Here is a 25582-nt window from a genome sequence, read left to right on the forward strand (position 1 = left end):
TGGGGCGAAGGTTGCTGCCGGAGTGACGCGGGCTGCGGCTGTTATGACGGGTTGCGGCCCGAGCGGATCACCCGTCGCAGCAGGACCACGCCGCAGCCCATCAGGACGAATCCGAGGGCGATGGCCAGCAGGCTGCCCGGGCTCATGCCCGCGGCGGCGGTGGTGGCGCTCGCGGCGGCGGTGGTGGGGTTCGGAGCGAACTGCTGCCCGTCGGGGAAAGCGTCCAGGTTGTCGTCGGTGGGGGCGGAGAAGGCTGCTGGCGCTGATGCGGTTGTGGAGCGACCTTGGGCGGCCGCAGCGGGGGTGGCCGGCTTCGGGGCCGCGGCGGCCGGGTTGGGCTGGGGAAGGGCGGCGCAGGGCAGAGACGGCTGCCGCCAGCCACCTATGTAGGTGGTGAAGTTGCTCGCCCGCAGCGTGAGCGTCGCGCCCTTTTTGGCCGAGATGTGCACCGTGCGGCCGGGGGCCACGCGTGTCAGGGCGCCGGAACGGATGAAGACGGCGTCGGCGTTGGCGTTCGGGCGGTTGGACAGGGCGGCGTGGAACGTGTCGTCGCAGGCGCTGGTGAAGGTGGCCGTGGGGCTGGCCGTGCACGCGGTTTCGCCGCCCGCGTACCAGGCGAACTTGCCGACCGACCGGCTGTTCGCGGCGCCCAGTCGCGAACTCCCGTAGAGAGCTGCCGACGTGGTCGACTCGTTGCTTACCTGGCTGCCGAAGAAGGCGTAGACCTGAGTGGAGCAGCCGGGCACCGCGACCTTGAGCGTGACGCTGCGATGGGTCGGGTTGATCGTGGCGTGGACGGCGGCGTACACGAACAGGCCGCCGGGTTGCGATGGTGCTGGTGCGGTGTAGGAGGCCAGGGAGAAGGTCTGGCTCTGGCCGCTGCACAGGGGACGCACGGCGGTGACCGTCGCGGTGCCGGCCGGACCGTTGAACGTGTGGCGGTAGGTGGCGTCGGAGGCCGGGACACAGACGGTGCGGGCGGCCCCTATCGGCACGGCTGCGAAGGCCGGGGCGTGTGCGCTGATCGGTGCGCCTGAGCGGGCCGAGACGTCTGCTCTGATCGGTATGTCTGGGCGGGCCGGGGCGCCGGCGCTGATCGCTGCGTCTGCTTGGGCCGGGATGCCTGCGCTGATCGGCATGCCTGGGACGGCGGAGATGGCGGCTCCGAGCACGCAGCCAGCTGTGGCGGCGAGGAAGAGCACCAAGCGTCGCAACCCGAGCCCCGATGTCGGCGATCGGCTGGGGCGGTCCCGCCGATGCCCGGCGGTGACCGAGAAGGATCACGTCTCCCCAGAACCAGGACGATCTGACCCGGCAACTCCAAGGTAGGCCGGAGGGCGCACCCGACAAGCCGGAAAAGTCGGATAAGTCAGGCGATGAGAGTGGAGGCGAGGCCGGGCCGGCCTGGGACCGTGGCCCGCCCTGCGTAGGGAGTGGCTGCGGCTTGCGCCTGGCGAGAGTGGCTGTGCCGGGGCGGAGAGACTGGCTGTGCCTTGCGGGGGTGGCCGTGCCTGGCGGCGGGGGTGGCTGCGGCTGCGCCTCGCGGAGGGAGCGGCGGCGTCTGCCGGACCGAGTGGCTGCGCCTCGCGGAGGGAGCGCTGTGGCTACGCCTGGCGGAGAGACAGCGATGCCCCGGTCTGTGGCCGGGGCATCGCTGCGAAGCTGGGTGAAACTGCTGGTCAGCCGCGGGCCTCGAGGGCCTGGCGGTACAGCCGGCCGGCGCGGTACGACGAGCGGACCAACGGGCCGCTCATCACGCCGGCGAAGCCGATCTGCTCGGCCTCCTCGCGGAGCTCGACGAACTCCTCCGGCTTGACCCAGCGCTCGACCGGGTGGTGACGGGGGGTGGGGCGGAGGTACTGCGTGATGGTGATCAGCTCGCAGCCGGCCTCGTGCAGGTCGCGCAGCGCGGCGGAGATTTCGCTGCGCTCCTCGCCCATGCCGAGGATCAGGTTGCTCTTGGTGACCAGGCCGGCCGCGCGGGCCTGCGTGATGACGTCCAGGGAGCGCTCGTAGCGGAACCCGGGGCGGATGCGCTTGAAAATGCGGGGGACCGTCTCGACGTTGTGGGCCAGGACCTCGGGGGTGGAACCGAAGACCTCGGCCAGCTGGTCGGGATCGGCGTTGAAATCGGGGATGAGGAGCTCGACGCCGCAGCCGGGCTGGAGCTTGTGGATCTGGCGCACGGTCTCGGCGTAGAGCCAGGCGCCGCCGTCCGGAAGGTCGTCGCGGGCGACCCCGGTGACGGTGGCGTACTTGAGGCCCATGGTGGCGACCGACTCGCCGACGCGTCGGGGCTCGTCGGCGTCGAACTCGGCCGGCTTTCCGGTGTCGATCTGGCAGAAGTCACAGCGCCGGGTGCACTGATCGCCGCCGATCAGGAAAGTGGCCTCACGGTCTTCCCAACACTCGTAGATGTTCGGACAGCCTGCCTCTTGACAGACCGTGTGCAGGCCTTCTTTCTGCACCAGGCCGCGCATCTGCGTGTATTCGGGACCCATTTTCGCCTTGACCTTGATCCACGGCGGCTTCCGCTCGATGGGAGTTTCGGCGTTGCGCGCTTCGATGCGCAGCATGCGGCGGCCCTCGGGAGCAATAGTCACATCAACGAGATTACGCCTGATTAGCTATCTGCCTAGATACGGGCGACGAGACTCACTTGGGCGCAGGTGTGACGGCTGTCACGCGTACGGGAAAAATAGGGTTTGCCTTGTTGCCGCCCCCTGTTAACGTGCAGCCAGCGGCAATGAGGGAGCCGAGTAACGCCCTGAAGCGACGGTCGAGAGAGCCACCGGCAGCTGTGAAGGTGGTGCGTGCGCCGGGGCGCGAAGACACTCCTGAGCCGTGCAAGAAACCTGAGGCGCCTGTACGGGCGTGAAGGTGCGGTGGCACCGCGAGGATCCCGCTCGCCCGCACCTCCCTGGGACCGCGTTGCAGTTCCCGAGGAGGTCAACGCCATGCAACGCATCCTGTCCACCCAGCTGACCGCGCACGTGCACGAGACCGTGACGATTGCCGGTTGGATTCATCGGCGCCGGCTGCTGAAGTCGGTCGCGTTCCTCATCGTCCGTGACGTCGAGGGGCTCAGCCAGGTGCTGGTCACCGAGCCCGCGACGCGCGAACAGCTCGAGCGGCTCACCGAGGAGAGCGTGGTCGAGGTGGTCGCCACGGTCACGCCGAACGAGCAGGCCCCGGGCGGCGTCGAGCTGACCGCGCCGAAGATCCGGGTGTTGTCCACCGTGGACGTGCCGCTGCCGTTCGAGATGCACCGGCCGGCTTTGAACGCGAGCCTGCCCACCCAGCTCGACCACGGGGCGCTGGCGTTACGGCATCCGGCGCGCCGGCAGGCCTTACGTATCGCAGCGGCGGCGACAGCCGGTTACCGTGCGGCGCTGTCGGAGCAACGGTTCGTCGAGATCTACACGCCGAAGATCGTCGCGTCGGCCACCGAGTCCGGGGCGAACGTCTTCCGGCTGGACTACTTCGGGCGGCCCGGATATCTGGCCCAGTCGCCGCAGTTCTACAAGCAACTCATGGTCGGCGTCTTCGAGCGGGTCTTCGAGGTCGGGCCGGTGTTCCGGGCCGAGCCCAGCGACACGGCCCGGCACCTGGCGCAGTACACGTCGCTGGACGCCGAGCTGGGATTCATCGACGACCATCGGGACGTGATGGCCGTGCTCACCCGCACGCTGAGCGTCATGATGGCCACCGTCACGGCGAGCACGGGGTTCGTGACGCCGAAGGTGCCCGAGGAGATTCCGGCGGTGCACTTCAGCGAGGCGTTGCGCATCGGCGGCGCGCCCGAGGACGAGCCCGACCTGGCGCCGGCGCACGAGCGGGCGCTGGGGGAGTGGGCGTTGCGCGAGCACGGGTCCGACTTCGTTTACGTGACCGGGTATCCGATGCGCAAGCGGCCCTTCTACACGCATCCGGACCCGGCGCGGCCGGGCTACTCGAACGGGTTCGACCTGCTGTTCCGGGGCATGGAGATCGTCACGGGCGGGCAGCGGCTGCATCGGTACGGGGACTATGTGGACGCGTTGACCCGGGTCGGGGAGCCGCTGGAGGCGTACGAGGGATATCTGGACGGTTTTCGGTATGGGATGCCGCCGCACGGGGGCTGGGCGATCGGGTTGGAGCGGTTCGTGGCGCGGCTGATCGAGGCGGCCAATGTGCGTGAGGTGACGGCATTCCCGCGAGACTTACACCGGATAAATCCGTAAAAATCGGGATAAAATGGGTGGCGCAGCGAGGGCGACTGGAGCTTGCGGGCTGGACGGAGCGCGGGTCGCACGGCCGGGGATAGAACGGCGCGGTCGCACAGCGCGCGGCGAACGGCGCGGTCGCACAGCGCGCGGCGAACGGCGCGGTCGCACAGCGCGCGGCGAACGGCGCGGTCGCACAGCGCGAGGCGAACGGCCCGGGTGCTGAGGCGGAGCGGTTCTTGCGGCGCCGGGGCGTCAGAGGAGCACGGCTAGCGTCACCGCGGCGACGATCACCAGCGGGACGACGGTCATGCAGATGAAGATCGTCCAGGCGATGGGGTGGCCGAAGTTCAGGGCCACCCCGCCGCCCTTCTTGGGTACGAACACCCGGCGGTCACGCGGATCGCGATAGAGAGGCATCACATCAGGGTAGGGAGGTGCCTCTCGACGATCGGCAGCACCTCGGCGACTGTCACCCGCCTGCCGAGCTCGGCGGACAGCGACGTCACCCCGGCGTCGCGGATGCCGCAGGGCACGAAGCGGTCGTAGTTGGACAGGTCGCAGTCGCAGTTCAGGGCGAAGCCGTGCTGGGTGACGCCGCGCGCGACGCGGATGCCGATCGCCGCGATCTTGCGGTCGGGGCCGTGCTCGTCGGCCGGGACCCAGGCGCCGCTGCGGCCCTCGATCTGCTCGGCCGTCACGCCCAGCTCGGCGCAGACATCGATCAGCAACTGCTCGGTGCGCCGTACGTACGCCACGACGTCGACCGGCTCGGCCAGCTTGAGGATCGGGTAACCGACCAGCTGACCGGGGCCGTGCCAGGTGATCTTGCCGCCGCGGTCGACGTTGACGACCGGGGTGCCGTCGAACGGGCGGTCGGCGATCTCGGTGCGCTTGCCCGCCGTGAACACGCTCGGGTGCTCCAGCAGGAGGACGGTGTCGGGCCGGATCCCCGCCACCACGGCGTCGTGCAGCCGCCGCTGCTCGTCCCAGGCCTTCAGGTAGTCGACCAGGCCCGGTCGCAGGACGGAGAGCGTCGAGGTTGTCACGGCCTCACCCTAACGCGGGGTTTAACGATCTAACGGATCCACACCTGGACGGATGCGCCACACCAGCACGTCCTCCACCCGCTCCGGCGGTCCTAGCAGGTCGGTAGCGGTGGTCTCGACGGCCGAGCGGAACAACGGACCGTCCGGCCCGGTGATGCTGTCGGTGAGGAACACCGCGTCGATCCCCCAGTATTTGAAGTCGGCGCGGGCCTGGGCGCGGTCCCAGTTGTCCAGGTCGGCGATGTATCCGTAGAGCGCCGCCCGCAGGAACAGCCAGTCGGTGCTGCGCGGCACCGCCCCGATCCGGCCCTTCGCCTCCTTGCCCCCGACGTCCGGGCCGAGGAAGTAACCGTCCGGGATCTTGAACTGCTGACCACCCCGAGCCATCGTGTACGCCTGCCAGCGCTGGCCATCCCCGGCCACGTTGATGGCGAACGGGAGCGCCGACATCGTCCCGCCCGCCGGCACGTACTTCTTCCACGTGCCGTCGGCGATGAACTGCGGTTCGGGCGCCCGATCCGAGGTGAGCAGCGGCAGCGGGAAGATCGGCACGAGCGCGAGCGCGAACGCCGCCGCCATCCGGCCCCGCCACTTCCCGCGCATCAGCTCGTCGGCGCTCAGCGTCAGGATCACGCCGAACACCCCGACCAGTGCCAGCGCGTAGCGGGCCGGCAGCGCCGAGTCGAACAGCGGCAGGTGCGCCAGGAAGGCGTACGGCATCGGCAGGTAGCTCTCGTTGCCGAAGAACAGCAGCCGCGGCCCGAGCGAGATCACGAAGAACACGCCGGCCACCACCGCGAGGGCGCGCAGGGTCGAACGCCGTCCGGGGTCCGCGCGCTTCCACAGTTGCACCAGGGAAAACAAGACCAGGACCACGAGCGGAAGACCGAAATACGACGTCTGCTCGGTCGGATTCGGCGAAAGGTCATTCCCGATTCCGGCCCAGGCCGCGAGGGTACGGTCGGAATAGCTGATAAACGCGCCGATGTCCTCCGCATAATGGCGCTGGTTGAACCCCGTACCGGAAAAGGTTTGGGGTCCGGCGAAATGCAGATAGAGCGGGTACGCCAGAAGTGCTAATGCCACGACACCGGTGACCGCGAGCCCGGCCAGCACCCGGGGCAACGCCTCGCGCGCCTCGGCTCGGGTGGCCCGGGGCACCGACCAGGTGATCAGGAAGATCCCGGCGGCCAGCGCGCAGAAGAACAAGCCCTCGGCGGCGACCGTGAAGCCGATCGCGAGCAGCAGCCCGAGCACCAGGCCGTTGCGCAGCCAATGGCCCTTCTCGCGCAGTTTGAACAGCCACCACAGCACGACCGGGGCGACCCAGCCGGAGGTCCAGTTGAGGTGGCCGTTGGCGTGCGAGATGAAGCCGGGCGCGAAGCCGCAGAACAGGCCGCCCAGCGCCGCCGCGGCCCGGTTGCGGGTCACCCAGCGGGCCAGGAACAAATACCACGCGAACGCCGAGCCGGCCAGGTTCAGCGTGAGGATGCTGATGAAGCTGATCTGCGGGCCGAGCAGGATGGTCACCGGCGCGAACAGGAACGCGTACGCCGTGATCGACGTGTTCGCCGCGAGATTGACCCCGTCCGGCGTGTTCATCATCGTCGAGAAGAACGGGTCGCCGCCGTGTTCGAGCAGGTAGACGCCGTAACCCAGCACCCACTCGAAGAACGCCTGGTCGCCCACGTTGCCGGACACGGTCCGCACGTACGGTGACTGCCAGAGCCCCTTCGTGACATAGACCGCCAGCGCGAGCGCGATGACGGCGACGAACAGGTGGGCCCGGCGACGGCGGGTGGCCGCTCGGGCATCGGGCGGGGCCGGGATTTCCGCGGCGGCGGCGGTGGCGGGAGCGGCGACTGACATCAGCCGCAGATTAGCAAGCCGACCTGCGTAATCAGCGGGGCTGGGCGGGTTCGCGGCCGAGGGCGGCGAACATGGCGCTCTCGATGTCCGGATAAGCCCATTCGAAGCCCGCCCTCTCCAAGACCCCCGCCCGTACGCGCTGACTCTGTTTCGCCTCGCCGGCCAGCTCGCCGAGGGCGACGTCGAGCACGACGGTGGGCACCGACAGCACGGCGGGCCGATGCACGGCGCGCCCGAACGCCTTGGTGAACTCGGCGTTGGTGCAGGGCTCGGCGGCGACAAGGTTGACCGGGCCGGCGATCGAGTCCCGGTCGAGCAGGAACTCGGCCGCGGTCAGCCAGTCGTCCACCGCGATCCACGCCATCCACTGCCGGCCGCTGCCGATGCGCGCGCCCGCGCCGAACTTGAACGGCAGCAGCAGCGGCTTGATCAACGAGCCCTCGCGGCTGATCGCCGGGGCGGTGCGCAGCAGGACGACCCGGGTGCCGGCGTCCTCGGCCGGGCGGGCGGCCGCCTCCCAGACCCGGCACAGATCGGCCAGGAAGGTGCGGCCCGCCGGGGCCTCCTCGGTGACGGTCCGGTCGCCGGTGTCGCCGTACCAGCCGACCGCGGAGGCCTGCAGCAACGTCCGCGGACGGTCCTCGGCCGGCAGCTGCTTGATCACCCCGGCGATGGTCGCGGTGGTGTCCACCCGGCTGGAGCGCAGCAAACGCTTGTAGCCCGGTGTCCACCGCCAGTGCCCGATGGACGCCCCGGCCAGGTTGATGACCGCGTCCGCGCCGGCCACCAGAGCCGGGTCGAGCTGGTTCTGGCCGGGACGCCAGGTGGCCTCGTCCGGTTTCTGGGCCGGTCGGCGCACGAGCCGGGTGATGTCGTGCCCGGCGTCGGTCAGCCGGGCGGCGAGCCGCGTGCCGAGGAACCCGGACGCGCCGGCCATGAGGATCCGCATGCCCTCTATCTTGCCCAAAATCGAACCTGTTCAAAACAGCCCTGGCAGGGCCGGATACGCGCGAAGGCGAGCCGGAATTCCGGCTCGCCTTCGTTCGGGTTTACGTCCGAGTCGTGGGCTCCAGGTCAGTTCAGGCCCAGCTCGCCCTCGAACTGGCCGGCCTCCAGGCGCTCCTTGACGGTGACCAGGAAGCGGGCCGCGTCGGCGCCGTCCACGATCCGGTGGTCGTAGCTCAGCGCCAGGTAGACCATCGAGCGCGGCACGATGATCTCGCCCAGGTTCGGGTCGTCGACCACGATCGCGCGCTTCACGACCGCGCCGGTGCCGAGGATGCCGACCTGCGGCTGGTTGATGATCGGGGTGTCGAAGAGCGCGCCCCGGCTGCCCGTGTTGGTCAGCGTGAACGTGCCACCCGAGATCTCGTCCGGGCTGATCTTGTTGTTCCGGGTGCGGTCGGCCACGTCGGCGATCCGGCGGGCCAGTCCGGCCAGGTTCAGGTCGCCCGAATCCTTGATCACCGGGACGATCAGGCCCTTCGGCGTGTCCACCGCGATGCCCAGGTGCTCGGCGTCGTGGTAGGTGACGGTGCCGGCCTCGGTGTCGATCGACGAGTTGACCACCGGGTGCTGCTGCAGCGCCTCGACCGTGGCCAGCGCGAAGAACGGCAGGAAGCTCAGCTTCACGCCGTGCTTGGCCTGGAAGTCGGCCTTGGCCCGGTTACGCAGCTGGGCGATCCGGGTCACGTCGACCTCGACCACCGTGGTGAGCTGCGCCGACGTCTGCAGCGACTCGACCATGCGGCGCGCGATCGTGGCACGCATCCGGGTCAGCTTCTCGGTGCGGCCACGCAGCGGGCTCGGCTCGGGCTTCGCGGTGGACCGGGTCTGCGACGCGGCAGGCGCGGCGGCGGCCGGGGCGGCCGGAGCCGGAGCGGCCGCGGCGGCCTTCGCCGCCGCCGCCTTCTCGGCGGCCTCGATCACGTCCTGCTTGCGGATCCGGCCGCCCACCCCGGTGCCGGTCAGCTTGGACAGGTCGACACCACGGTCGGTGGCCAGCTTGCGGACCAGCGGCGTCACGTACCCGGCGTCGCCGGAACCGTTGGCCTGGACCGTCTCGGCGGCCGGAGCGGCCGGCTGCGCGGGAGCGGGCGTCGGGAACGTCTCGGCGGCGCGGTCGGCGGCAACCGGGTCGGCGGCGACCTCGGCCTCGGCCGACGGCTCGCCGTAGGAGTCGCCGAGGACCGAGACGTCCCTGGCCGGCGGCGTCTCGGCGCGCGGCTGCGGCGCGGCGGCAGCGGGAGCGGCCTGGGCGGGAGCGGCCGGGGCGGGTGACGCGGGCGCGGCCGGAGCCGCGTTCGGGGAGCCGACGATCGCCAGCTCGGCGCCGACGTCCGCGGTCTCGTCCTCCTGCACCTTGATCTCCAGCAGGGTGCCGGCGACCGGTGACGGGATCTCGGTGTCGACCTTGTCGGTGGAGACCTCGAGAAGCGGCTCGTCGGCCTCGACCGTCTCGCCGACCTGCTTGAGCCAGCGGGTGATGGTGCCCTCGGTGACGCTCTCGCCGAGCGCCGGCATGGTGACCGCGGTGCCCTCCGCCGCGGAGGCGGGCGCCGCCGAAGCCGCGACCGGCGCGGGCTGCTCGGCCTCGACCGGCTTCTCGGTCGACGGCGTGACCGGGGCTGCGGGCTCGGGTTCGGCGGGGGCGGCGGCCGCGGGCGCGGCTTCCGGCGCGGCCGGCGCGGGCGCCGACGATCCGGCGTCCTCACCCTCGCCCGCGATGACCGCGAGCTCGCTGCCGACCTCGGCCGTCTCGTCCTCCGCAACGACGATCCTGGTCAGCACGCCCGCGGCCGGCGACGGGATCTCCGTGTCGACCTTGTCCGTGGAGACCTCGAGAAGCGGCTCGTCCGCCTCGACGCGCTCGCCTTCCTGCTTCAGCCAACGCGTGACGGTGCCTTCGGTGACACTCTCACCCAGCCGCGGCATGGTGACCGATACCGGCATGTCTCAGAACTCCTTAACCGCTTCTTTTTGGAAGGACGTATCAGGCGTGCGCGTGCAGCGGCTTACCGGCCAGCGCGAGGAACGCCTCGCCCACCGCCTCGCTCTGGGTCGGGTGGGCGTGGACGAGCTGGGCGACATCCTCCGGGAACGCCTCCCAGTTGTAGATCAGCTGCGCCTCGCCGATCAGCTCGCCCATCCGGTCGCCGACCATGTGGATGCCGACGACGGGACCGTCGACCTGCCGGACCACCTTGACGAAGCCCTGGGTCTTGAGGATCTGGCTCTTGCCGTTGCCGCCGAGGTTGTAGTTGTACGACGTGATCTTGTCAGCACCGTACTTCTCCTTGGCCTTCTCCTCGGTGTAGCCGACGGAGGCGACCTGGGGCTCGGAGTAGGTCACGCGCGGGATACCGGCCTCGTCGATGACCGCGGGCCGCAGCCCGGCGATCTCCTCGGCGACGAAGATGCCCTGCGCGAAGCCGCGGTGCGCGAGCTGCAGGCCGGGGACGATGTCACCGACCGCGTAGACGTTGCCGACACCGGTGTGCAGGCGCTCGTTGGTGATGACGAAGCCGCGGTCCAGGGTGATGCCCTGCTCCTCGTACCCGAGGCCGGCCGTCACCGGGCCACGGCCGACCGCGACCAGCAGCACCTCGGCCTCGATCGTCTCGCCGCCGGCGATGGTGGCGCGCACACCGTTCTCGGTGCGCTCGACCTTCTCGAACGGCTTGCCGACCTTGAAGTTGATCTTCCGCTTGCGGAACGCGCGCTCGAGCTGCTTGGAGACCTCTTCGTCCTCCGCGGCGACCAGCCGGGGCAGCGCCTCGAGGACGGTGACGTCGGCACCGAACGACTTCCACACGCTGGCGAACTCGACGCCGATGACGCCGCCGCCGAGCACGATCACCGAGGACGGCACCCGGTCGAGCTTGAGGGCGTGCTCGCTGGTGATCACGTGCTTGCCGTCGACCTCGAGGCCGGGGAGGCTGCGCGAGTAGGACCCGGAGGCGAGGATGACGTGGCGGCCCGTGTACCGCTGGCCGTTCACCTCGACGGTGTCCTTCGCGACGAGCTTGCCCTCGCCGGGGACGATCGTGATCTTGTCTTGCTTCAGGAGGCCCTGGAGGCCTTTGTAGAGCCGGCCGACGACTGCGTCCTTATAGGCGTTGACGCCCGCCATGTCAATGCCGACAAGATCGGCCTTGATTCCGAACTGCTCACTCTCGCGGGTCTGATCGGCGATCTCGGCGGCGTGCAGCAGGGCCTTGGTCGGGATGCAGCCGCGGTGCAGACACGTGCCGCCCAGCTCGGCTTTGTCGACCAGAGCGACGGAGAGGTCAAGCTCGGCCGCGCGCAGGGCGGCCGCATAGCCACCGCTCCCGGCACCGAGGATGACGATGTCGAAGGTTCCACCGTTCGGCTGGCTCACGTTGACTCCAGTGGTCGCGTCGTTGCCTTGTGGGTCACACAATGGAAACGGTCACAGTATGTCCTGGCCATCTTGTCACTTGCGGAACCGATCGATGCACTCAGGTGCCACACGGCGTGCCCGCGAGTCGTACCCTTGCGCCATCAGAGAGAAGGAGAGCGCCGGTGGCCTGGTTTCGGCGGCGGAGAGAGCCGGGTCGTCCGGCCGGTCGTCCGGTGGATCGTGCCGATCTTGAATATCTCGCGGAGTTCGTCCGCACGCGCCGGGGCGTCGAGGCGTTCATCGAGCCGCGGACGAACGTGACCGAGACCACCGTCTTATTAGTCGCGCACGACGGTGAGTGGACACGTCGGCGCACCGAGTCACCGGATATCGCGCGGCGCTGGGCCCACCAACTCTCGGTTCCCATCTACGACGTACGGCTGATGGGTTATCCGCAACGCATGCGTGACTACAACGCTCGGCAGAAGGATCGCCCGGTCTAGCACGACGGCCGGGCGATCCGAACCGGTCCGTCAGGACGCCGCGAGCTGATCGATCGCGGTCAGGAACGTGCGGACCGGCACGCCGGTGCCGCCCTTCGTCCAGTAGCCGGTCGCCTCGCCCGAGTGGAAGCTCGGACCCGCGATGTCGATGTGCGCCCACTCGACCCCGTCCGCCACGAACTCGCGCAGGAAGACACCACCCTGGAGCATGTGGCCCGCGCGGTCGAGGTTGGAGTTCGTCTGCGAGATGTCGGCGATGTCCGACTCCATGCCCTTGCGGACCTCGTCCGGCAGCGGCATCGGCCAGGCCGGTTCGCCGGTCGCCTCGCCGGCCGCCTTGATCAGCTCGACAGCGGCGTCCGAGCCCATCAGCCCGGCCGTCCGCTTGCCCAGCGAGATGACCTGGCCGCCGGTGAGCGTCGAGGTCTCCAGCACGTAGTCGGTGCCGTCCGCGCAGGCCCGCGCGATCGCGTCGCCGAGCACCATCCGGCCCTCGGCGTCGGTGTTGTAGACCTCGACCCGCTTGCCGTTGAACATCGTGATCACGTCGCCCGGCCGGTAAGCCGAGCCGGACGGCATGTTCTCGGCCATCGCCAGGTAGCCGGTCACCGCGACGGCGGGCTTGAGCGCGGCGATGGCGATCATGGCGGCACCCACGGCGGCCGCGCCGGACATGTCCGACTTCATCTCCCACATGCCCGCGTTCGGCTTGATGCTGATGCCGCCGGTGTCGAAGGTGATGCCCTTGCCCACCAGCGCCACCCGCTTCGGGTCCGCGACGCCCTCCGGCACGTACCGCAGGCGGACCAGCCGCGGCGGCTCCTCGGAACCCTGGCCGACCGCCACGATGCCGCCGTAGCCACCGGCCTTGAGCTCGTCGAAGTCCAGCACCTCCACCTCCAGGCCGCTGCCCTCGGCGGCGGCGACCACGGCGTCCGCGAACTGCGGCGGGCGCAGCAGGTTCGGCGGCATGTTGATCCAGTCCCGGGTCTGCCGGACCGCCCGCGCCACGACCTCGGCGCGGGTCACCTCGGCGACAGCGGCCGCGTCCGCAGCGTCCGGCACGTGCACCTGCAGCGCGGTCACCGGCTCGCGGCGGTTCGGCTGCGGCACCGTCTTGTAGCCCGCGAAGCGGTAGCCGCCGAGCATCGCGCCCTCCAGCGTCGCCCGCAGCACCCCGGGCGCGTCCGCGTCGTCCGGCAGCGGCAGCGCCAGCGCCACCGTCGCGCTGCCGGCCAGCGCCCGCACCGCCGCACCGGCACCCCGGCGCAGCGTCTCCAGGCTCGGCGCCGAGCCGGTCGGCTCGTTACCCAGGCCGACGGCGACGACTAACGGCGCCGCGATGGTGCCCAGCGTGGCCAGCTTCGTCACCTCGCCCGGGGCGCCGCTCGCGCCGAGCAGCGCCAGCGTCGAGGTCAGCTTGCCGTCGAACGCGGCGGCGATGCTCTCGGCGCCGGCGGCGGGCAGCAGGGCGCCCCCGTCGTCGGGCTGGCTGTGCAGGCCGATGACGATGGCATCGACCGCCAATTCGGCCGGGTCGGTGTCGACCAGGCTGAGGCTGGGCTGGCTCACGCGAGTACTCCGGGACTTCGGGCCGGGCGCCTCTTGGGCAACTTCGGCTTATCGGATTGTTAGGTGTCCCCGCGACAATAACGACTCCCAAGGTCACGGGTAAGTTGGCAGTCATGTCTGCCGACGCCGCCGATGCCCTCGCCCGTTCCCCCCTGCACGAGCGCCACGTCGCCCTGGGCGCCAAGTTCGCCTCCTTCGGCGGCTGGGAAATGCCTTTGGAGTACGCCGGTGGCGGTGTCCTCAAGGAGCACTCCGCGGTCCGGGACGCGGCCGGCGTCTTCGACGTGTCGCACCTGGGCAAGGCCCGGGTCCGCGGCGCCGGTGCCGCCGGCTTCGTCAACGCGTGCCTCACCAATGACCTCGGCCGCATCGCCCCTGGTCAGGCGCAGTACACATTGTGCTGTGCCGACGACGGCGGCGTGGTGGACGACCTCATCGCGTACCTGATCGCCGACGACCACGTCTTCCTCATCCCGAACGCCGCGAACACCGCCGAGGTGGTGCGCCGGTTGACCGTGGCCGCCCCCGCCGGCGTCACGGTGACCAACGAGCACCAGCGCTACGCCGTGCTCGCCGTCCAAGGCCCGCAGTCCGCCGAGGTGCTCGCCAAACTCGGCCTGCCCACCGAGCACGACTACATGTCGTTCGCGACGACCACGCTGGGTGACACCGAACTCATCGTGTGCCGCACCGGATACACCGGCGAGCACGGCTACGAGCTGGTGGTGCCGTGGGACGACGCGGTCGCCGTGTGGGACGCGCTGATCGCCGCCGGCGTCCGCCCCTGCGGCCTCGGCGCCCGCGACACGCTGCGCACCGAGATGGGCTACCCGCTGCACGGCCAGGACCTGTCGCCGGAGATCACCCCGGTGCAGGCCCGCTCCGGCTGGGCGGTCGGCTGGAAGAAACCCGAATTCTGGGGCCGGGACGCGCTCATCACGGAGAAGACCGAAGGACCCCGGCGGACGTTGCGCGGGCTGGAACTGACCGGCCGCGGAATCCCGCGCGGCCACATGGACGTGTACGCCGGTGGGCAGCAGATCGGCGAGACCACGAGCGGCACGTTCTCCCCGACGAAGAAGGTCGGCATCGCGCTGGCCCTGCTCGACACCGCGGCCGGGGTGTCCGACGGCGACCTGGTCGAGATCGACATCCGGGGGCGGCGTGCCGAGGCGCGCGTGGTGAAGCCGCCGTTCGTGCAGCCATCCGTCCGGGCCTGACGGCACCCGATCGCCCCGGAACCGCCCTTCGACCGCCCCTTGATCGCCCCGCCAACCAGACCCCACCCTCCCTGGGGGAGCCCCCTCAGGCATTGTGGCGGAAATCGGCTTGATCGTGTGGCGGGCCTGTGGACAACTCGGGGCTGTGGACGGCTCGCGGCTGTGGACGGCTCGGGCTGTGGACGGCTTGATGCCGGGGTTGGCCGCTATTTACCTTTACATTGGGTTTGCGGCGTTCTCCGAATCGCCATTCCGGACATTTTGCCAGCGATTTCGCGACCTTGGAGAGTTATGGCTCGTATGTGGGCGTAACTCTCCAAGGTCTCAAAAGCAAGCGGCCATGGGCTGGCGCAAATACGACGAATGCGGACAGAATTACCGTCCTGTTCGGACGGACGTCCATAATGCGGCCGATCGCGTCCGGATAATGAGACGACGTCGACATGTGGACGCAACGCTTCGCGCATTGACGCGCCGTTGGCCCTGACAAATACCGTTATATCTGGATAAATGGGGTAGCAGCGGATCTGACGGTCGGGCTCCGACCACGCCGGTGGCTTGTCCACGCTCATCCGGAGTGCATGCGGGCGCTCGGAACGGGCGAGCCGGGGGGCCGAGTTCAGAGCTGCCCATTGCAGGACGAACTGGGCCGATCGACGCCGGCTCGGCACCGCGTTCGCCCACCTGCCCGGCATCGGCGGCCTACGCTCCGCGCCTAGCGCAAGCTCAACCCGGCCAGGGCGATCGTCGTCGCTACCTCGGTCATCGCGCCGAGCACGTCGCCCGTGATGCCGCCGAAACGGCGTACCGCGTGCCCGGTCAGCACGAGCACGACGAGTGCGGAGGCGGCCACCGCGGCCGGGCCCTGCCACCAGCGGCCCGGCACCGCGAACGCCGCGGCGACCGCCACGAGGATCGCGACCGCCGCGGCGACCGGCACCGGCACCGTCTCGGCGACCATCGCGCCCAGCCCCTCCGGCCGGGCCGCCGGTAGACCGCGGCGCGAAGTCAGCGTGATCGCCAGCCGGCCCGCCGCGTAGGCCACCACCACCGCCGTGACGCTCAGGCCGGCCACCGCGGCGGCCTGGATCAGCAGCGTGACGGCGATCGCCGCCACGCCGAACGGGCCGATGTCCGGCTTTTTCATGATCTCCAGGGCGGCGGCGCCCCGGCGGTACGACCCGAGCGCGTCCACCGTGTCCGCTAGGCCGTCCAGGTGCATGCCTCGGGTCAGCAGGGCGGCCGCGGCCACGGTGACACCGCCGGTGACCAGCGCCGGAGCGTCCGCGGACCGCAGCGCCCAGGCGATGCCGCCGAGCAGCAGCCCGAGCAGCGCGCCCACCGCCGGGGCCGCGGTCATCGCGACCGCGGCCGTCCGCCGGTCGATCCGCCCGCCGCGGATCGGCAGCACGGTCAGCGTGGTGACCGCGAGCCGCAGACCCGCGCCGAGCGTCGTCACTCGTCCGTCGTGGCGGGGCCGGGGCCGTGCGGCTCCGGCTCGGCGAGGTCCACGTCGGCGTCGTTCGGCACGAGCAGGTCGGTGGCCCCGTCGTCGCCGTGCCCGGTCAGTAGCGACGGGTGCACCGGCACCGTCGCGGCCAGCCGGATCGCCGTACGCAGCAGCGGCAGCGCGGCCAGCGCGTTCGCGCCCTCGCCCAGGCCGAGACCGAGGTCCAGAACCGGTTCCAGGCCCAGCACGTCGGCACCCTGCCGGGTCAGCGCGAGACGACCAGCGTCCGGCAGCAGCGTCCAGTGCCGGGTCTGGCTGGCCAGATCACGCGCGATCAGCCCGGCGGCGACGCCGACCGGGCCGTCCACCAGCACCGGGACCCGCCGGGACGCGGCGCCGAGCAGCACGCCGGTGGCCACCGCGAGGTCCGGGCCGCCGAGCTCACGCAAGATGTCCTTGGCGCCGCGCGGCTCCTGCCGGATCCGGTGCAGCGCGTCGCGGACCGCGGCCGCCCGCCGCATCCAGGCGTTGTCGTCGAACACGCCGCCGGGCTGCAGCACCCGGGGCAGCACCGCGACCGGCTCGGCGCCGCTGGTCGCCGCGGTCACCGCCGCCGCCACCGCGTCCGTGCCGACGCCGATCGAGGCCAGCACCAGCAGGTCCTTGCCGGCGTCCGCGGCCGTCTCGGCCAGCCGCCAGCCCTGCCACAGTGCGGTCTCGACCGCGGTGTCGTCCATGACCGGGCCGTCCTCCATGGCGGCGGCCTCGCCGGTCCGCAGCACGGCGACGTCCGCCCCGGCCTGGCCGGCGAGCTGGCTCAGGACGCCCTCGCCGTTCTCGACCTGGACGAGCCGGCGCTCGGCGTCGACCCGGTCGTCGCCGGCCGCCGCACCGCCCGCGTGGATGCCGGACAGCAGCAGGACGCGGACCGCGGCCCACGGCGCCGGAACGGTGGTGAACTGGGTGCCGGCCGCGAACACCACGGCCTCGACCAGCGAGCCCAGCCCGGCGCCGGCGAAGTCGACGCTGGCGAGGCGGTCGCGGGTGTCCGGTCCGGAGTCGGAGTCGGGCAGTGGGAGGTCCATGCCGGGCTGGAACACGACCGCGCCGTCGCCGACCGCCGGCAGGACCATGGTCGGCTCGGTGAGCACGCTCGGCGCCGCGGGCGCGGCTAGCGATTCGGTGGCTTGCGGGGTGACGAGCTGCGGTTCGGCGTCGGGGAACGGGGGTGGCGGCGTCGTCACATCAAGTTGCGGGTCTGCCGGGGCGGCCGCGGCGGAAAGACCACCCTTGAGCCACACCGCGCGCCCCGCGACCACCAGCGCAACCCGGTCACACGCGTCCGCCAACGCCTGGTTGGTGCTGCCCAGCGCATCCGCGAACGCGCGCCCCACCGGTGTCGCGGGCACCAGCGACAACCCGACCTCCGGGCTGACGAGCACCACGCGCGCGGGGCACGCGCGTACGGCTGCGGCAAGAGCGACCACATCGGCGGCATCGTCGTTCGGCTGGCGGGCCGGGTCGAGAAGGGCCGTCACCCAACCGCCCAGATCGTCCACTAACAGCGTGTCGTCCGGTTTGGCCTCGGTCAGTACCTCGACGAGCCGGGAGGGGTCAGCACCCGTCTCCTCGGTCGACCAGGACTGCGGCCGGCGTCGTTGATGTTCCTCGATCCGGGCACGCCATTCCGGATCGTCCTCACCGCCCACCGCGGTAGCCACATACCGCACCGAAGGGGCATCCGTTACGAGCGACTCGGCGAACGCGGACTTACCGGACCGGATCCCGCCGAGCACCAGGACCGTGGACCACCGATCATCGGACATGCCCCGTACCTTAAGGCCGGAGCGAAGTCGCGGACGCCGTAGGGTGGAAGCGCACCGACCGAAGACGTGAGGGGGCGGCGAATGCCGTGGAGTTGGCGGTACGAGAACGCCGACGGGCGACCGGTTGCCGGTCCGGCCGAGACGTTCAGCAGCCAGGCCGACGCCGAGTCCTGGATCGGCCAGGAGTGGCGGCAGCTCGCCGAGTCCGGGGTGGCGACCGTCGTCCTGGTCGAGGACGATCGGGTGGAGTACCCGATGAGTCTTCTCCCGGCGGAGTGACGTGACCTACGAACCTGTTTACACCCGGACGCCGCGCAACGCCTTCGTCCCCAGCCCGGTCTTCGTCGGGATTTTCGCCATCTTCGTGGTGACCGGCTGGATGACCTGGACGACGTTCGGCAATGTCAAGGTCGATATCTTCCTGTTCATCATCGCGGGCTGGCTGCTGTCGCTGTGCCTGCACGAGTACGCCCATGCGATCACCGGGTTCTTCTCCGGCGACCGCAGCGTGGCGGACAAGGGCTACCTGCGGCTCAACCCGCTCAAGTACACGAGCCCGCTGCTGTCGATCGTGTTGCCGGTGGTCGTGGTGATCCTCGGCGGCATCGGGCTGCCCGGTGGCGCGGTCTGGATCGACCGGTCGCGGATCCGCAGCAAGCTGCGCGAGTCGTTCATCAGCGCGGCCGGCCCGCTCACCAACGTGGTCCTCGCGGTGGTGCTCGCGATCCCGTTCCTGATCGGCGTGGTGCCGGACGACCTGATCCTCAGCAACGGCTTCGGTGGCGTGGCGGTCAACGCCGCCGCGCACGGGTACTTCTGGAGCGCGCTGGCGGCGCTGGCATTCCTGCAGATCACCGCGGCCGTGCTGAACTTCCTGCCGATCCCGGGCCTGGACGGCGGCAACATCTACGCGCCGTGGATGAGCCCGCAATACCAGCGCGCCTGGAACTTATTCGCCCCGTACGGCTTCATCCTGCTGTTCCTGGCCCTGTGGCAGACGCGGCTGGGTGACTGGTTCTTCGATGTCGTCTACTGGCTGGCCGAGCGCATCGGCATCGACCAGCTGCCGATCGCCGCGGGCTTGGAACTGATGCGCTTCTGGTCCGACCGAGTTTTCAGCTGACGGACGGACCAGAAGCAGAGTATTGCTGATTACGGCCGGCGGGGGCTGACCGTCTTCGCCGGGTCGCGCTCGGCCACCGGGTCGAGCGCCTCGTCGATCGCGCGCATCAGGTCGGCGTCGAGCTTCTTGCCGGCCGCGTCGGCGTTGTCCCGCACCTGCTCGGGGCGGGTCGCGCCGATGATCGCGGCCGACACGCCCTCGTTCTGCAGCACCCAGGCCAGCGACAGCTGAGCCATCGACAGCCCGGCCTCCTTGGCCAGCGGCCACAGCTTGGCCACCGCGTCCAGCGTCTCGTCGCTCATCCAGCCGCGGATGGTCTGCGCGCCGCCTTGCTCGTCGGTGGCCCGGGAACCGGCCGGCGGCTTCTGCCCGGACTCGTACTTACCGGTCAGCACACCCTGCGCGAGCGGCGAGAACACCACCTGGCCCAGGCCCATCTCGAGCGACGCGGGCACCACCTCGGCCTCGATGACGCGCCATAACGCGGAGTATTGCGGCTGGTTCGACACCAGCGAGATCTTCAGATCCTGCGCGAGCTCCCACCCGGCCCGGATCTGCGACGCCGTCCACTCGGAGACACCGATGTAGAGCGCCTTGCCCTGCCGGACGACGTCGGCGAACGCCTGCATCGTCTCCTCGAGCGGCGTCGTGTAGTCGAACCGGTGGGCCTGGTAGACATCGACGTAGTCGGTTTGTAACCGGCCTAAGGAAGTGTCGATCGACTCCATGATGTGCTTGCGGGACAGGCCCCGGTCGTTGCGGCCCGGCCCGGTCGGCCAGTAAACCTTCGTGAAGATCTCCAGGCCGGCGCGGCGCTCGCCCTTGAGCGCCCGGCCCATCACCGCCTCGGCACGGCCGCCGGCGTACACGTCGGCGGTGTCGAACGTCGTGATACCCACGTCGAGGGCGGCCCGGACACACGCGGTGGCCTGCTCCTCCTCGATCTGGGACCCGTGGGTGATCCAGTTTCCGTACGCGATCTCGCTGATGACCAGGCCAGATCGGCCCAAGTGACGGTGCTCCATGGACCAAGACCCTACCGACCGCCCTCAGAGGACCGGACGGGTGTCCGTCACGAGTTTGTCGATTTCGTCGATTACGTCGGTGCGTTCCGAATACTTCATCTCGACCAGCGTGGCGCCGGACCGGTCCAGCGCGCCCCACAGGCCGAACTTGTCCGCGATCAGGAACGCCGCCGGGTGGATCAGCACGGCGGCGTGCGCGGGCGGCACGACCAGCTGACCCTGCCGATCGATGACCCCGAACCGCTCCCCGGCGTCGACCACCGCGAGCCCGTCGTCGGTGAAGCCGTCCATCGGGCCGCCGTCCACGGTCGCCGTCGCGAACGCCCGGTAGCGTGGCGGCACCACGATCCGGCCGTGCTGGTCGACCGCGCCCCAGCCGCCGCGCAGGATCAGCGCGAGCCCGTTGTGGAACGGTTTGGCCGCGTCGAAACCGCCCGGCACGATGACCCGGTTCTGCCGGTCGATCGCGTACCAGCCGCCCTCCTGATCACGCGAGACCCAGGCCAGGCCCTCCGCGAACGGTCCGGCGGCGCGATAACCGGCGGACGCGTCGATCACCACCGAACCCGCTTCGTCGATCAGTTCCCAGGCGGGGGAGTCGGGGCGGCGTACCCAGGCAAGGCTTTCGGCGAACGGCTGAGCCTGGGCGAAGCGGGGTGGCACGGCGCCGACATAACCCCACAGGCCGCTCCGGTCGTCCCGCAACGGGCGAGCCGCGTCGGTGTGTCCGAGGATCTCTTCCCTCGTACGCGGGTAGGGGCCCCAGCCGTCCGAAGTGTGCCGGGTGATCGTGTCCAGGGCGAGCTCGATCCGCTCCACCAGTTCCGGATCGGCGCCGCGACGCAGGTCCAGCGCGCTTTCGAAGTGGTTGACCGCCTCCAGGTACCGGCCCTGCTCGAAAGCGGACCGACCGGCCAGCTCGTGGATCTCGGCACGCAGCCGCGCGGGCAGCTCCGGGGAGGCGGCCTCGGCGTAGCGGCGGTCCGCCTCGGCGTACTCGCCGCGCCAATGCAGCACGTGCGCGAGCCGGGCCCGGGTGATGGCGAGCAGCGCGGGCTCGCCGGCGTGCCTGGCGTGTTCCAGCGCCTTGCGGGCGTCGGCGAGCGCCGGGTCCAGGTCGTCGACCAGGCGTTGCGCGACGGCCCGCAGGCTCAGCAGGCGGGCGCGGACGGCGTCGCGCTCGGCGTACTCCAGCTTGTCGGTCAGGCGGTCGATGACCACCCACATCTGGTCGGGGTCGTCGATCCGCTCACGCAAGGTCTCCGGATCAAAGACCCAGGGGTACGTGCTCAGGACCTGTTCCGGGTCGGCGCGGCGGGTCGGCGCGGGGGTGCGCTGGTCACGCTGCTGCCGGATGGGGGCGGCGGGTTGCGGTGCCGTTGGTTGGGGTGCCGTGGGTTCGGGTGCGGCGGCTTCCGGTTCGGGTTCGGTGTCCGGCTCGGGGTGGGCTTCCGGGTCGGGCTGGGCTTCCGGTTCCGGGTCGGCGTGGGGTGCGAGTTGAGCGTCGGGCTCAGGTTGCGGATCGGGCTCGGGCTCCGGGTGGATCTCGGCGGCGGCCTCGAGTTGCGGCTCGGGCTCCGGCTGATCTCCGGCGGCTGCCTGTGCCTCGGCGACCTCGTCCGGCTCGTCGGGTGTCTCCGGGTCGGTGGTCGCCTCCATGGCGGCGGCTTCCGGCTCGGCGGCGGCTTGCGGCTCGGCGGCGGCTTGGGGTTCGGTCGTGGCTTGCGGCTCGTCGGCCGGCTCTGGAGCGCCCAGCGCGAGGTCCGGCTCGTGATCGGCGATCTCGGGCTCGTCGTGGGCCGAATCGGGCTCATGCGCGATCTCGGGCTCGGCTGTTTCCGTTTCGGCGGCGGCGGGCTCCGGGTCGATCTCGGCGAATTGCGGCTCTGGTGCCGGTTCGGGCATCGGCTGCTGCTCGTCCGGCTCGGGCTCGGCGGCCAGCTCCGGCAGACGCGGCGGCGCCTCGATCGCGGTGTCGATGTCCGCTGCAGTGCCGATGTCCGCCGCGGCGTCCATGTCGGCTGGTGCATCGATGACAACCGCGTCGATGATCTCATCATCGAGCGGCTCGACGCCGTCCTCGATCACGTCGACGGTCTCCGCCGCTACCGGCTCGGGCTCGCCCTCATCGGGCGCGACGTCTTCGGCGGGCAGCTCGACATCCGCCCAGGCCACGTCGGCGTTCGGGGCTTCTTCGTCGTCCCACGAATGGCCGGCGCCGTCCGAGAGCAGCTCGTTGCTCTCCGCGGACTGGCTGTCGATCGTCGGCTCCGGCGCGATCTCGGGCTCGGCGTATTCGACGTAGGCCTGGACGTATTCGGGCTGATCCGGGGCCTGCTGCGGCGCGGCCTCGATGTATTCGGGCTCTGCCTGGACATGGTCCGTCTCGGGCCGAGCGTCGGTGTCGGGCTGTCCTTCCGCCTCGCCCGTATCGAATGACTCGTGCCGGCCGTGGGCGGCGGACTCCGGCTCGGTCCGGACCTCGGCCTCCGGCAGAACGTCGGGCTCGGTGCCCTCGGGAGCGTCCGCGGGGATGCCGCTGACCGGCGCGAACCAGTCCTGCTTCTCCGGCACCGCGCTGACCGGCGTCTCCGGCAGCGCGCTGACCGGGCGGGCCTCCTCGGCGGCCGGCTCCGGCTCGGCGGCCGTATCGTTTTCCGTGAGAGCCGGCGTCGACCCCGCGAAGCCGCTCTGCGACAGCAGCCACCCGAGGCCGTGCGGTTCGTCGTCGGCGGGTTCCGGTTCCGGCGGGGGTGCCTGCTCCCAGACCGGCGGAGTCCACCCGCGACCGCCTTCCGCGGTGGGAGCAGCGGGATCCGGCTCGATCGCCACCGGCTCCGCCGTGGCCGGGGACTCCACGGTGGACGCCGCGACCGGCCCCACCGACGGATCGAAGACCTCGGCCTCGGCATCGCCGGCCGGCGTAGCGAACGGCGGCGCGGTCACCGGTTCGATCGCCTCGAACCCACCACCCCAGCCGGTCGCCGGAGCCACGTCCGCCGGCGCGGGCCCGGAAACCGGACGGGTGGGCCTGGACACCGGATGCGCCGGACCGGAAATTGGATGCGGCGACGCGACCTCCTGCGCCGCGGAAACCGGGCGCGGCGGGTAGTCGGCCGGCGGAGGCGGCATGGACGAGGGATCCGCGCCATAGGCGAAAGGCTGGCTGAGCGCGGAGACGGGCTGCGCGGTGTATTCGGAAGGCTGGCCGGGTGCTGAGACGGGCTGCGCGGTGTATTCGGAAGGCTGGCTGGGCGCGGAGACGGGCTGCGCGGTGTATTCGGAAGGCTGGCTGGGCGCTGAGACGGGCTGCGCGCCGTAGGCGGAAGGCTGGCCGGGCGCGGAGTCCGGCTCCGGGTTGTAGGGCGACGGCTGTCCGGGCGCCGAGACGGGCTGCGCCGAGTATTCGGGCGACTCGGTGGGAGCCGAGACCGGCCCCGTGATGTGCTCGGACTGGCCGGGCGCCGAGACGGGCTGCGCGCTGTAGGCGGAGGGCTGGCCGGCAGCCGAGACGGGCCGCGGCGGGTACTCCGGGGGCACGGCGGTGCCCGAGACCGGCTGCGACGAATAGCCGGGCTCCTGCGCGGCCGGTTGTCCATAGCCGGACACCGGCTGCGGGCCGTAGGTCGGCGGAGACACCTGCTGCGGCGCGAAGGCGGCAGGACCGGACGTCGGGTGCGAGCCATAGACGGGCTCGGCCGCGGGCGACGACACGGGCCGCGCCCCATAGCCGGCGTCGGCGGGCCACTGCCCGGGCGTGGGACCCGAGACGGGCCTAGGCTCGGCGGCCGGAGTGGACACGGGCCGCGGTGCGTATGCCTGCTCGGACGGCGACACCGGGGCGGGCGGCGCACTGGCGGCGGCCGACGGCTGCGGCGGAACGATCGGCAGCTCCACCTGCTCGTGGTGGCCGGGTGTCGCCGGGAAGAGCGGCGCGTCCGGCCGCGGCGGGGTGATACGCGTCGGCTGCGGTGCGGGCCGGGCCGTCGCGGGCGTGCCCCGGTCCGGCGGCATCGGCCGCAGGTCGAACGGCGCGTCCGTGCGCTGGCCCGGAGTGGGCCGGGCCTCCGGCCGCGCCGGGAAAGCCTCGGCGGGAGCGGGTCGCGCCGGGAAGGCATCGGCCGGAGCCGGCCGCGCCGAGAAGGCGTCAGCGGGAGCGGGCCGCGCCGAGAAGGCGTCAGCGGGAGCGGGCCGCGCCGGGAACGCGTCCGCCGGAGCGGGGCGTGCACTGCCGTAGACCCCGGCGGCGTCCGCCGACTCCGGCCGGCGTCCGTAATAACCGGCCGCGGGCGGGCGCGAAGCGCCGTAAACCCCGGGCCGCCCGGTCTCCGGCGACGTGGGCGCGACCGGCGTGCGGGCCTCTTGCCCTTGCGTGGCGGCGCGGTTAGCGGCGGGTTGTCCTTGCGCGGCGGCACGATTACCGGCCGGTTGTCCTTGCGCCGCGGCCCGGCCACCAGCCGGGAACGCCGGCGGCGCGCCCGCCGGCCGCGGAGCCGTCCGGCCTTCGAACTGCTGCGGCGCGGGCGCGGCCGGGCGGCCTTCGAACTGCTGCGGCGCGGGCGCGGCCGGGCGGCCTTCGAACTGCTGCGGCGCGGGCGCGGCCGACCGACTTTCGAACTGCTGCGGCGCGCCCTGTTCCTGGCGTGCGGCAGCCGGCCGGCCCTCGAACCGCTGGGGCGAAGCCTGCTCCTGCCGCCGCCCTTCGAAAGCCTGCTCGCCCCGCGGCCGGCCCTCGAACTGCTGCGAAGACCCCTGCTCGCCATACCCCGGCGAAGCACCCCGGCGCTGCTCCGGACGCGCCCGCCCGGCCGGTGACTGCGGACGACGCTCCTCACCCGGCACCCGGTCCTGCATCGCGGCCGGACGGTTCCACGACGGTTCGTCGCGTGGCGGCGGCACCGCGGCCGAGCGGCCGCCCGGGCGGTTCACATTCGGCTGCCGCGGGTCGTACGAGGGCGGGTCCTCGTGCTGGACCGGGCGGTGCGGGAAGCGCCGCGGCGCCTGATCCTCCGAAGAGGACCACGCCGGCGGCGGGGTCGGCGACGGACCGACCGAGGCCCGGCCGACGCCGCGGTCGTCGCGGTTCGCCTCGTAGACGGGGGTGTGCACGGCCTTGCGGCGGCCCGGGTCGCCCGGGTACCGCTGGCCGGGCACCGGCTCCCACTCCCACGTGATCTCGTAGACCCAGGCGGGCTCGTCGCCCCAGTCATCGCCCGCGCGGGAGCTCCAACCGGTCATCGGGCACTCACGGCGAGGCCCGGTGGTTGGCGACGCTCCGTCACGGCTGCTTCCACTTCATCGGTTGGAAATTGTGCGGTGGCCGTCCGGAGACCCGGGTAGAGTCGCCCGGCTCGACTGCGGGGTTGGAAAGGAGATT

18 protein-coding genes are annotated in these 25582 nt (G+C 71.3%); 5 read left to right on the top strand and 13 right to left on the bottom strand.

Translation table 11 applies throughout. The features are described from left to right. Window positions 1-41: 41 nt before the first annotated feature. Window positions 42-995 carry a hypothetical protein gene (locus tag HH310_RS17820; RefSeq protein ID WP_169176686.1) on the bottom strand — a complete coding sequence of 318 codons (954 nt, stop codon included), beginning with the start codon at window positions 993-995 and terminating at the stop codon, window positions 42-44. A gap of 684 nt (window positions 996-1679) precedes the next feature. Continuing rightward, window positions 1680-2576 (bottom strand): lipoyl synthase, encoded by an 897-nt coding sequence (gene lipA, locus HH310_RS17825; protein ID WP_169176773.1) that lies wholly within the window; start codon window positions 2574-2576, stop codon window positions 1680-1682. A gap of 381 nt (window positions 2577-2957) precedes the next feature. Between lipA and aspS the strand changes: the two genes are divergently transcribed. Continuing rightward, window positions 2958-4223, top strand: coding sequence for an aspartate--tRNA(Asn) ligase (gene aspS / locus HH310_RS17830; RefSeq protein ID WP_169176687.1), 1266 nt, complete (start codon window positions 2958-2960; stop codon window positions 4221-4223). 237 nt (window positions 4224-4460) lie between these two features. Here aspS and HH310_RS17835 read toward each other — a convergent pair whose 3' ends face one another. The 6 genes from HH310_RS17835 to lpdA form a co-directional block, all read right to left on the bottom strand. Further along, entirely contained in the window at window positions 4461-4625 is a 165-nt protein-coding gene (locus HH310_RS17835; protein ID WP_169176688.1) for a peptide ABC transporter substrate-binding protein, read from the bottom strand. Next, the gene (gene lipB / locus HH310_RS17840; protein ID WP_169176689.1) at window positions 4625-5254 is read right to left on the bottom strand and encodes a lipoyl(octanoyl) transferase LipB; all 630 of its coding nucleotides are present in this window, start codon (window positions 5252-5254) and stop codon (window positions 4625-4627) included. Before lipB ends, HH310_RS17835 begins: the two co-directional genes overlap by 1 nt. 21 nt (window positions 5255-5275) lie before the next feature. Then, the gene (locus HH310_RS17845; RefSeq protein ID WP_248294105.1) at window positions 5276-7123 is read right to left on the bottom strand and encodes a DUF2079 domain-containing protein; all 1848 of its coding nucleotides are present in this window, start codon (window positions 7121-7123) and stop codon (window positions 5276-5278) included. Window positions 7124-7154: 31 nt separating this feature from the next. Next, on the bottom strand, window positions 7155-8072 hold the full coding sequence (locus HH310_RS17850; RefSeq protein WP_169176690.1) for a TIGR01777 family oxidoreductase: 918 nt from the start codon (window positions 8070-8072) through the stop codon (window positions 7155-7157). A gap of 125 nt (window positions 8073-8197) precedes the next feature. Beyond that, a complete protein-coding gene (gene sucB, locus HH310_RS17855) occupies window positions 8198-10075 on the bottom strand; it encodes a 2-oxoglutarate dehydrogenase, E2 component, dihydrolipoamide succinyltransferase (RefSeq protein WP_169176691.1) in 1878 nt (625 codons plus the stop codon). A gap of 40 nt (window positions 10076-10115) precedes the next feature. After that, window positions 10116-11504, bottom strand: coding sequence for a dihydrolipoyl dehydrogenase (gene lpdA, locus HH310_RS17860; protein ID WP_169176692.1), 1389 nt, complete (start codon window positions 11502-11504; stop codon window positions 10116-10118). 164 nt (window positions 11505-11668) lie between these two features. On the opposite strand from lpdA, the gene HH310_RS17865 reads away from it, so the two are divergent. Then, window positions 11669-11989, top strand: a complete 321-nt coding sequence (locus HH310_RS17865) for a hypothetical protein (RefSeq protein WP_169176693.1) — start codon at window positions 11669-11671, stop codon at window positions 11987-11989. Between the two features lie 30 nt (window positions 11990-12019). On the opposite strand, the gene HH310_RS17870 is transcribed toward HH310_RS17865, so the two are convergent. After that, window positions 12020-13561: a leucyl aminopeptidase gene (locus HH310_RS17870; protein ID WP_169176694.1), complete on the bottom strand. Its 1542-nt coding sequence runs from the start codon at window positions 13559-13561 to the stop codon at window positions 12020-12022. A gap of 113 nt (window positions 13562-13674) precedes the next feature. On the opposite strand from HH310_RS17870, the gene gcvT reads away from it, so the two are divergent. Continuing rightward, on the top strand, window positions 13675-14781 hold the full coding sequence (gene gcvT, locus HH310_RS17875) for a glycine cleavage system aminomethyltransferase GcvT (RefSeq protein WP_169176695.1): 1107 nt from the start codon (window positions 13675-13677) through the stop codon (window positions 14779-14781). Window positions 14782-15496: 715 nt separating this feature from the next. Here gcvT and HH310_RS17880 read toward each other — a convergent pair. Together HH310_RS17880 and cobU are read right to left on the bottom strand one after the other, a co-directional pair. Further along, window positions 15497-16240, bottom strand: a complete 744-nt coding sequence (locus tag HH310_RS17880) for an adenosylcobinamide-GDP ribazoletransferase (RefSeq protein ID WP_169176696.1) — start codon at window positions 16238-16240, stop codon at window positions 15497-15499. Next, window positions 16237-18057: a bifunctional adenosylcobinamide kinase/adenosylcobinamide-phosphate guanylyltransferase gene (gene cobU / locus HH310_RS17885; protein ID WP_169176697.1), complete on the bottom strand. Its 1821-nt coding sequence runs from the start codon at window positions 18055-18057 to the stop codon at window positions 16237-16239. The genes HH310_RS17880 and cobU overlap by 4 nt, the downstream gene beginning before the upstream one ends. 81 nt (window positions 18058-18138) lie before the next feature. On the opposite strand from cobU, the gene HH310_RS17890 reads away from it, so the two are divergent. Then, window positions 18139-18336 (top strand): hypothetical protein, encoded by a 198-nt coding sequence (locus HH310_RS17890; protein ID WP_169176698.1) that lies wholly within the window; start codon window positions 18139-18141, stop codon window positions 18334-18336. A 1-nt stretch (window position 18337) separates the two neighbouring features. Then, window positions 18338-19180, top strand: a complete 843-nt coding sequence (locus tag HH310_RS17895) for a site-2 protease family protein (protein ID WP_169176699.1) — start codon at window positions 18338-18340, stop codon at window positions 19178-19180. A 29-nt stretch (window positions 19181-19209) separates the two neighbouring features. On the opposite strand, the gene HH310_RS17900 is transcribed toward HH310_RS17895, so the two are convergent. Continuing rightward, on the bottom strand, window positions 19210-20205 hold the full coding sequence (locus HH310_RS17900; RefSeq protein WP_169176700.1) for an aldo/keto reductase family protein: 996 nt from the start codon (window positions 20203-20205) through the stop codon (window positions 19210-19212). 24 nt (window positions 20206-20229) lie between these two features. After that, window positions 20230-25443 carry a WG repeat-containing protein gene (locus HH310_RS17905; RefSeq protein WP_169176701.1) on the bottom strand — a complete coding sequence of 1738 codons (5214 nt, stop codon included), beginning with the start codon at window positions 25441-25443 and terminating at the stop codon, window positions 20230-20232. Between the last annotated feature and the right edge of the window lie 139 nt (window positions 25444-25582).

The sequence above is a fragment of the Actinoplanes sp. TBRC 11911 genome (assembly GCF_012933445.1).
Classification (GTDB): Bacteria; Actinomycetota; Actinomycetes; order Mycobacteriales; family Micromonosporaceae; genus Actinoplanes.

What these genes read in the sequence shown, in the direction of transcription:
- gcvT (WP_169176695.1), top strand. Translation starts at nt 13,675, where the DNA reads ATGTCTGCCGACGCCGCCGATGCCCTCGCCCGTTCCCCCCTGCACGAG.
- lipA (WP_169176773.1), bottom strand. Translation starts at nt 2,576, where the DNA reads ATGCTGCGCATCGAAGCGCGCAACGCCGAAACTCCCATCGAGCGGAAG.
- HH310_RS17835 (WP_169176688.1), bottom strand. Translation starts at nt 4,625, where the DNA reads ATGCCTCTCTATCGCGATCCGCGTGACCGCCGGGTGTTCGTACCCAAG.
- HH310_RS17900 (WP_169176700.1), bottom strand. Translation starts at nt 20,205, where the DNA reads ATGGAGCACCGTCACTTGGGCCGATCTGGCCTGGTCATCAGCGAGATC.
- cobU (WP_169176697.1), bottom strand. Translation starts at nt 18,057, where the DNA reads ATGTCCGATGATCGGTGGTCCACGGTCCTGGTGCTCGGCGGGATCCGG.
- HH310_RS17845 (WP_248294105.1), bottom strand. Translation starts at nt 7,123, where the DNA reads ATGTCAGTCGCCGCTCCCGCCACCGCCGCCGCCGCGGAAATCCCGGCC.
- HH310_RS17850 (WP_169176690.1), bottom strand. Translation starts at nt 8,072, where the DNA reads ATGCGGATCCTCATGGCCGGCGCGTCCGGGTTCCTCGGCACGCGGCTC.
- HH310_RS17905 (WP_169176701.1), bottom strand. Translation starts at nt 25,443, where the DNA reads ATGACCGGTTGGAGCTCCCGCGCGGGCGATGACTGGGGCGACGAGCCC.
- sucB (WP_169176691.1), bottom strand. Translation starts at nt 10,075, where the DNA reads ATGCCGGTATCGGTCACCATGCCGCGGCTGGGTGAGAGTGTCACCGAA.
- HH310_RS17890 (WP_169176698.1), top strand. Translation starts at nt 18,139, where the DNA reads ATGCCGTGGAGTTGGCGGTACGAGAACGCCGACGGGCGACCGGTTGCC.
- aspS (WP_169176687.1), top strand. Translation starts at nt 2,958, where the DNA reads ATGCAACGCATCCTGTCCACCCAGCTGACCGCGCACGTGCACGAGACC.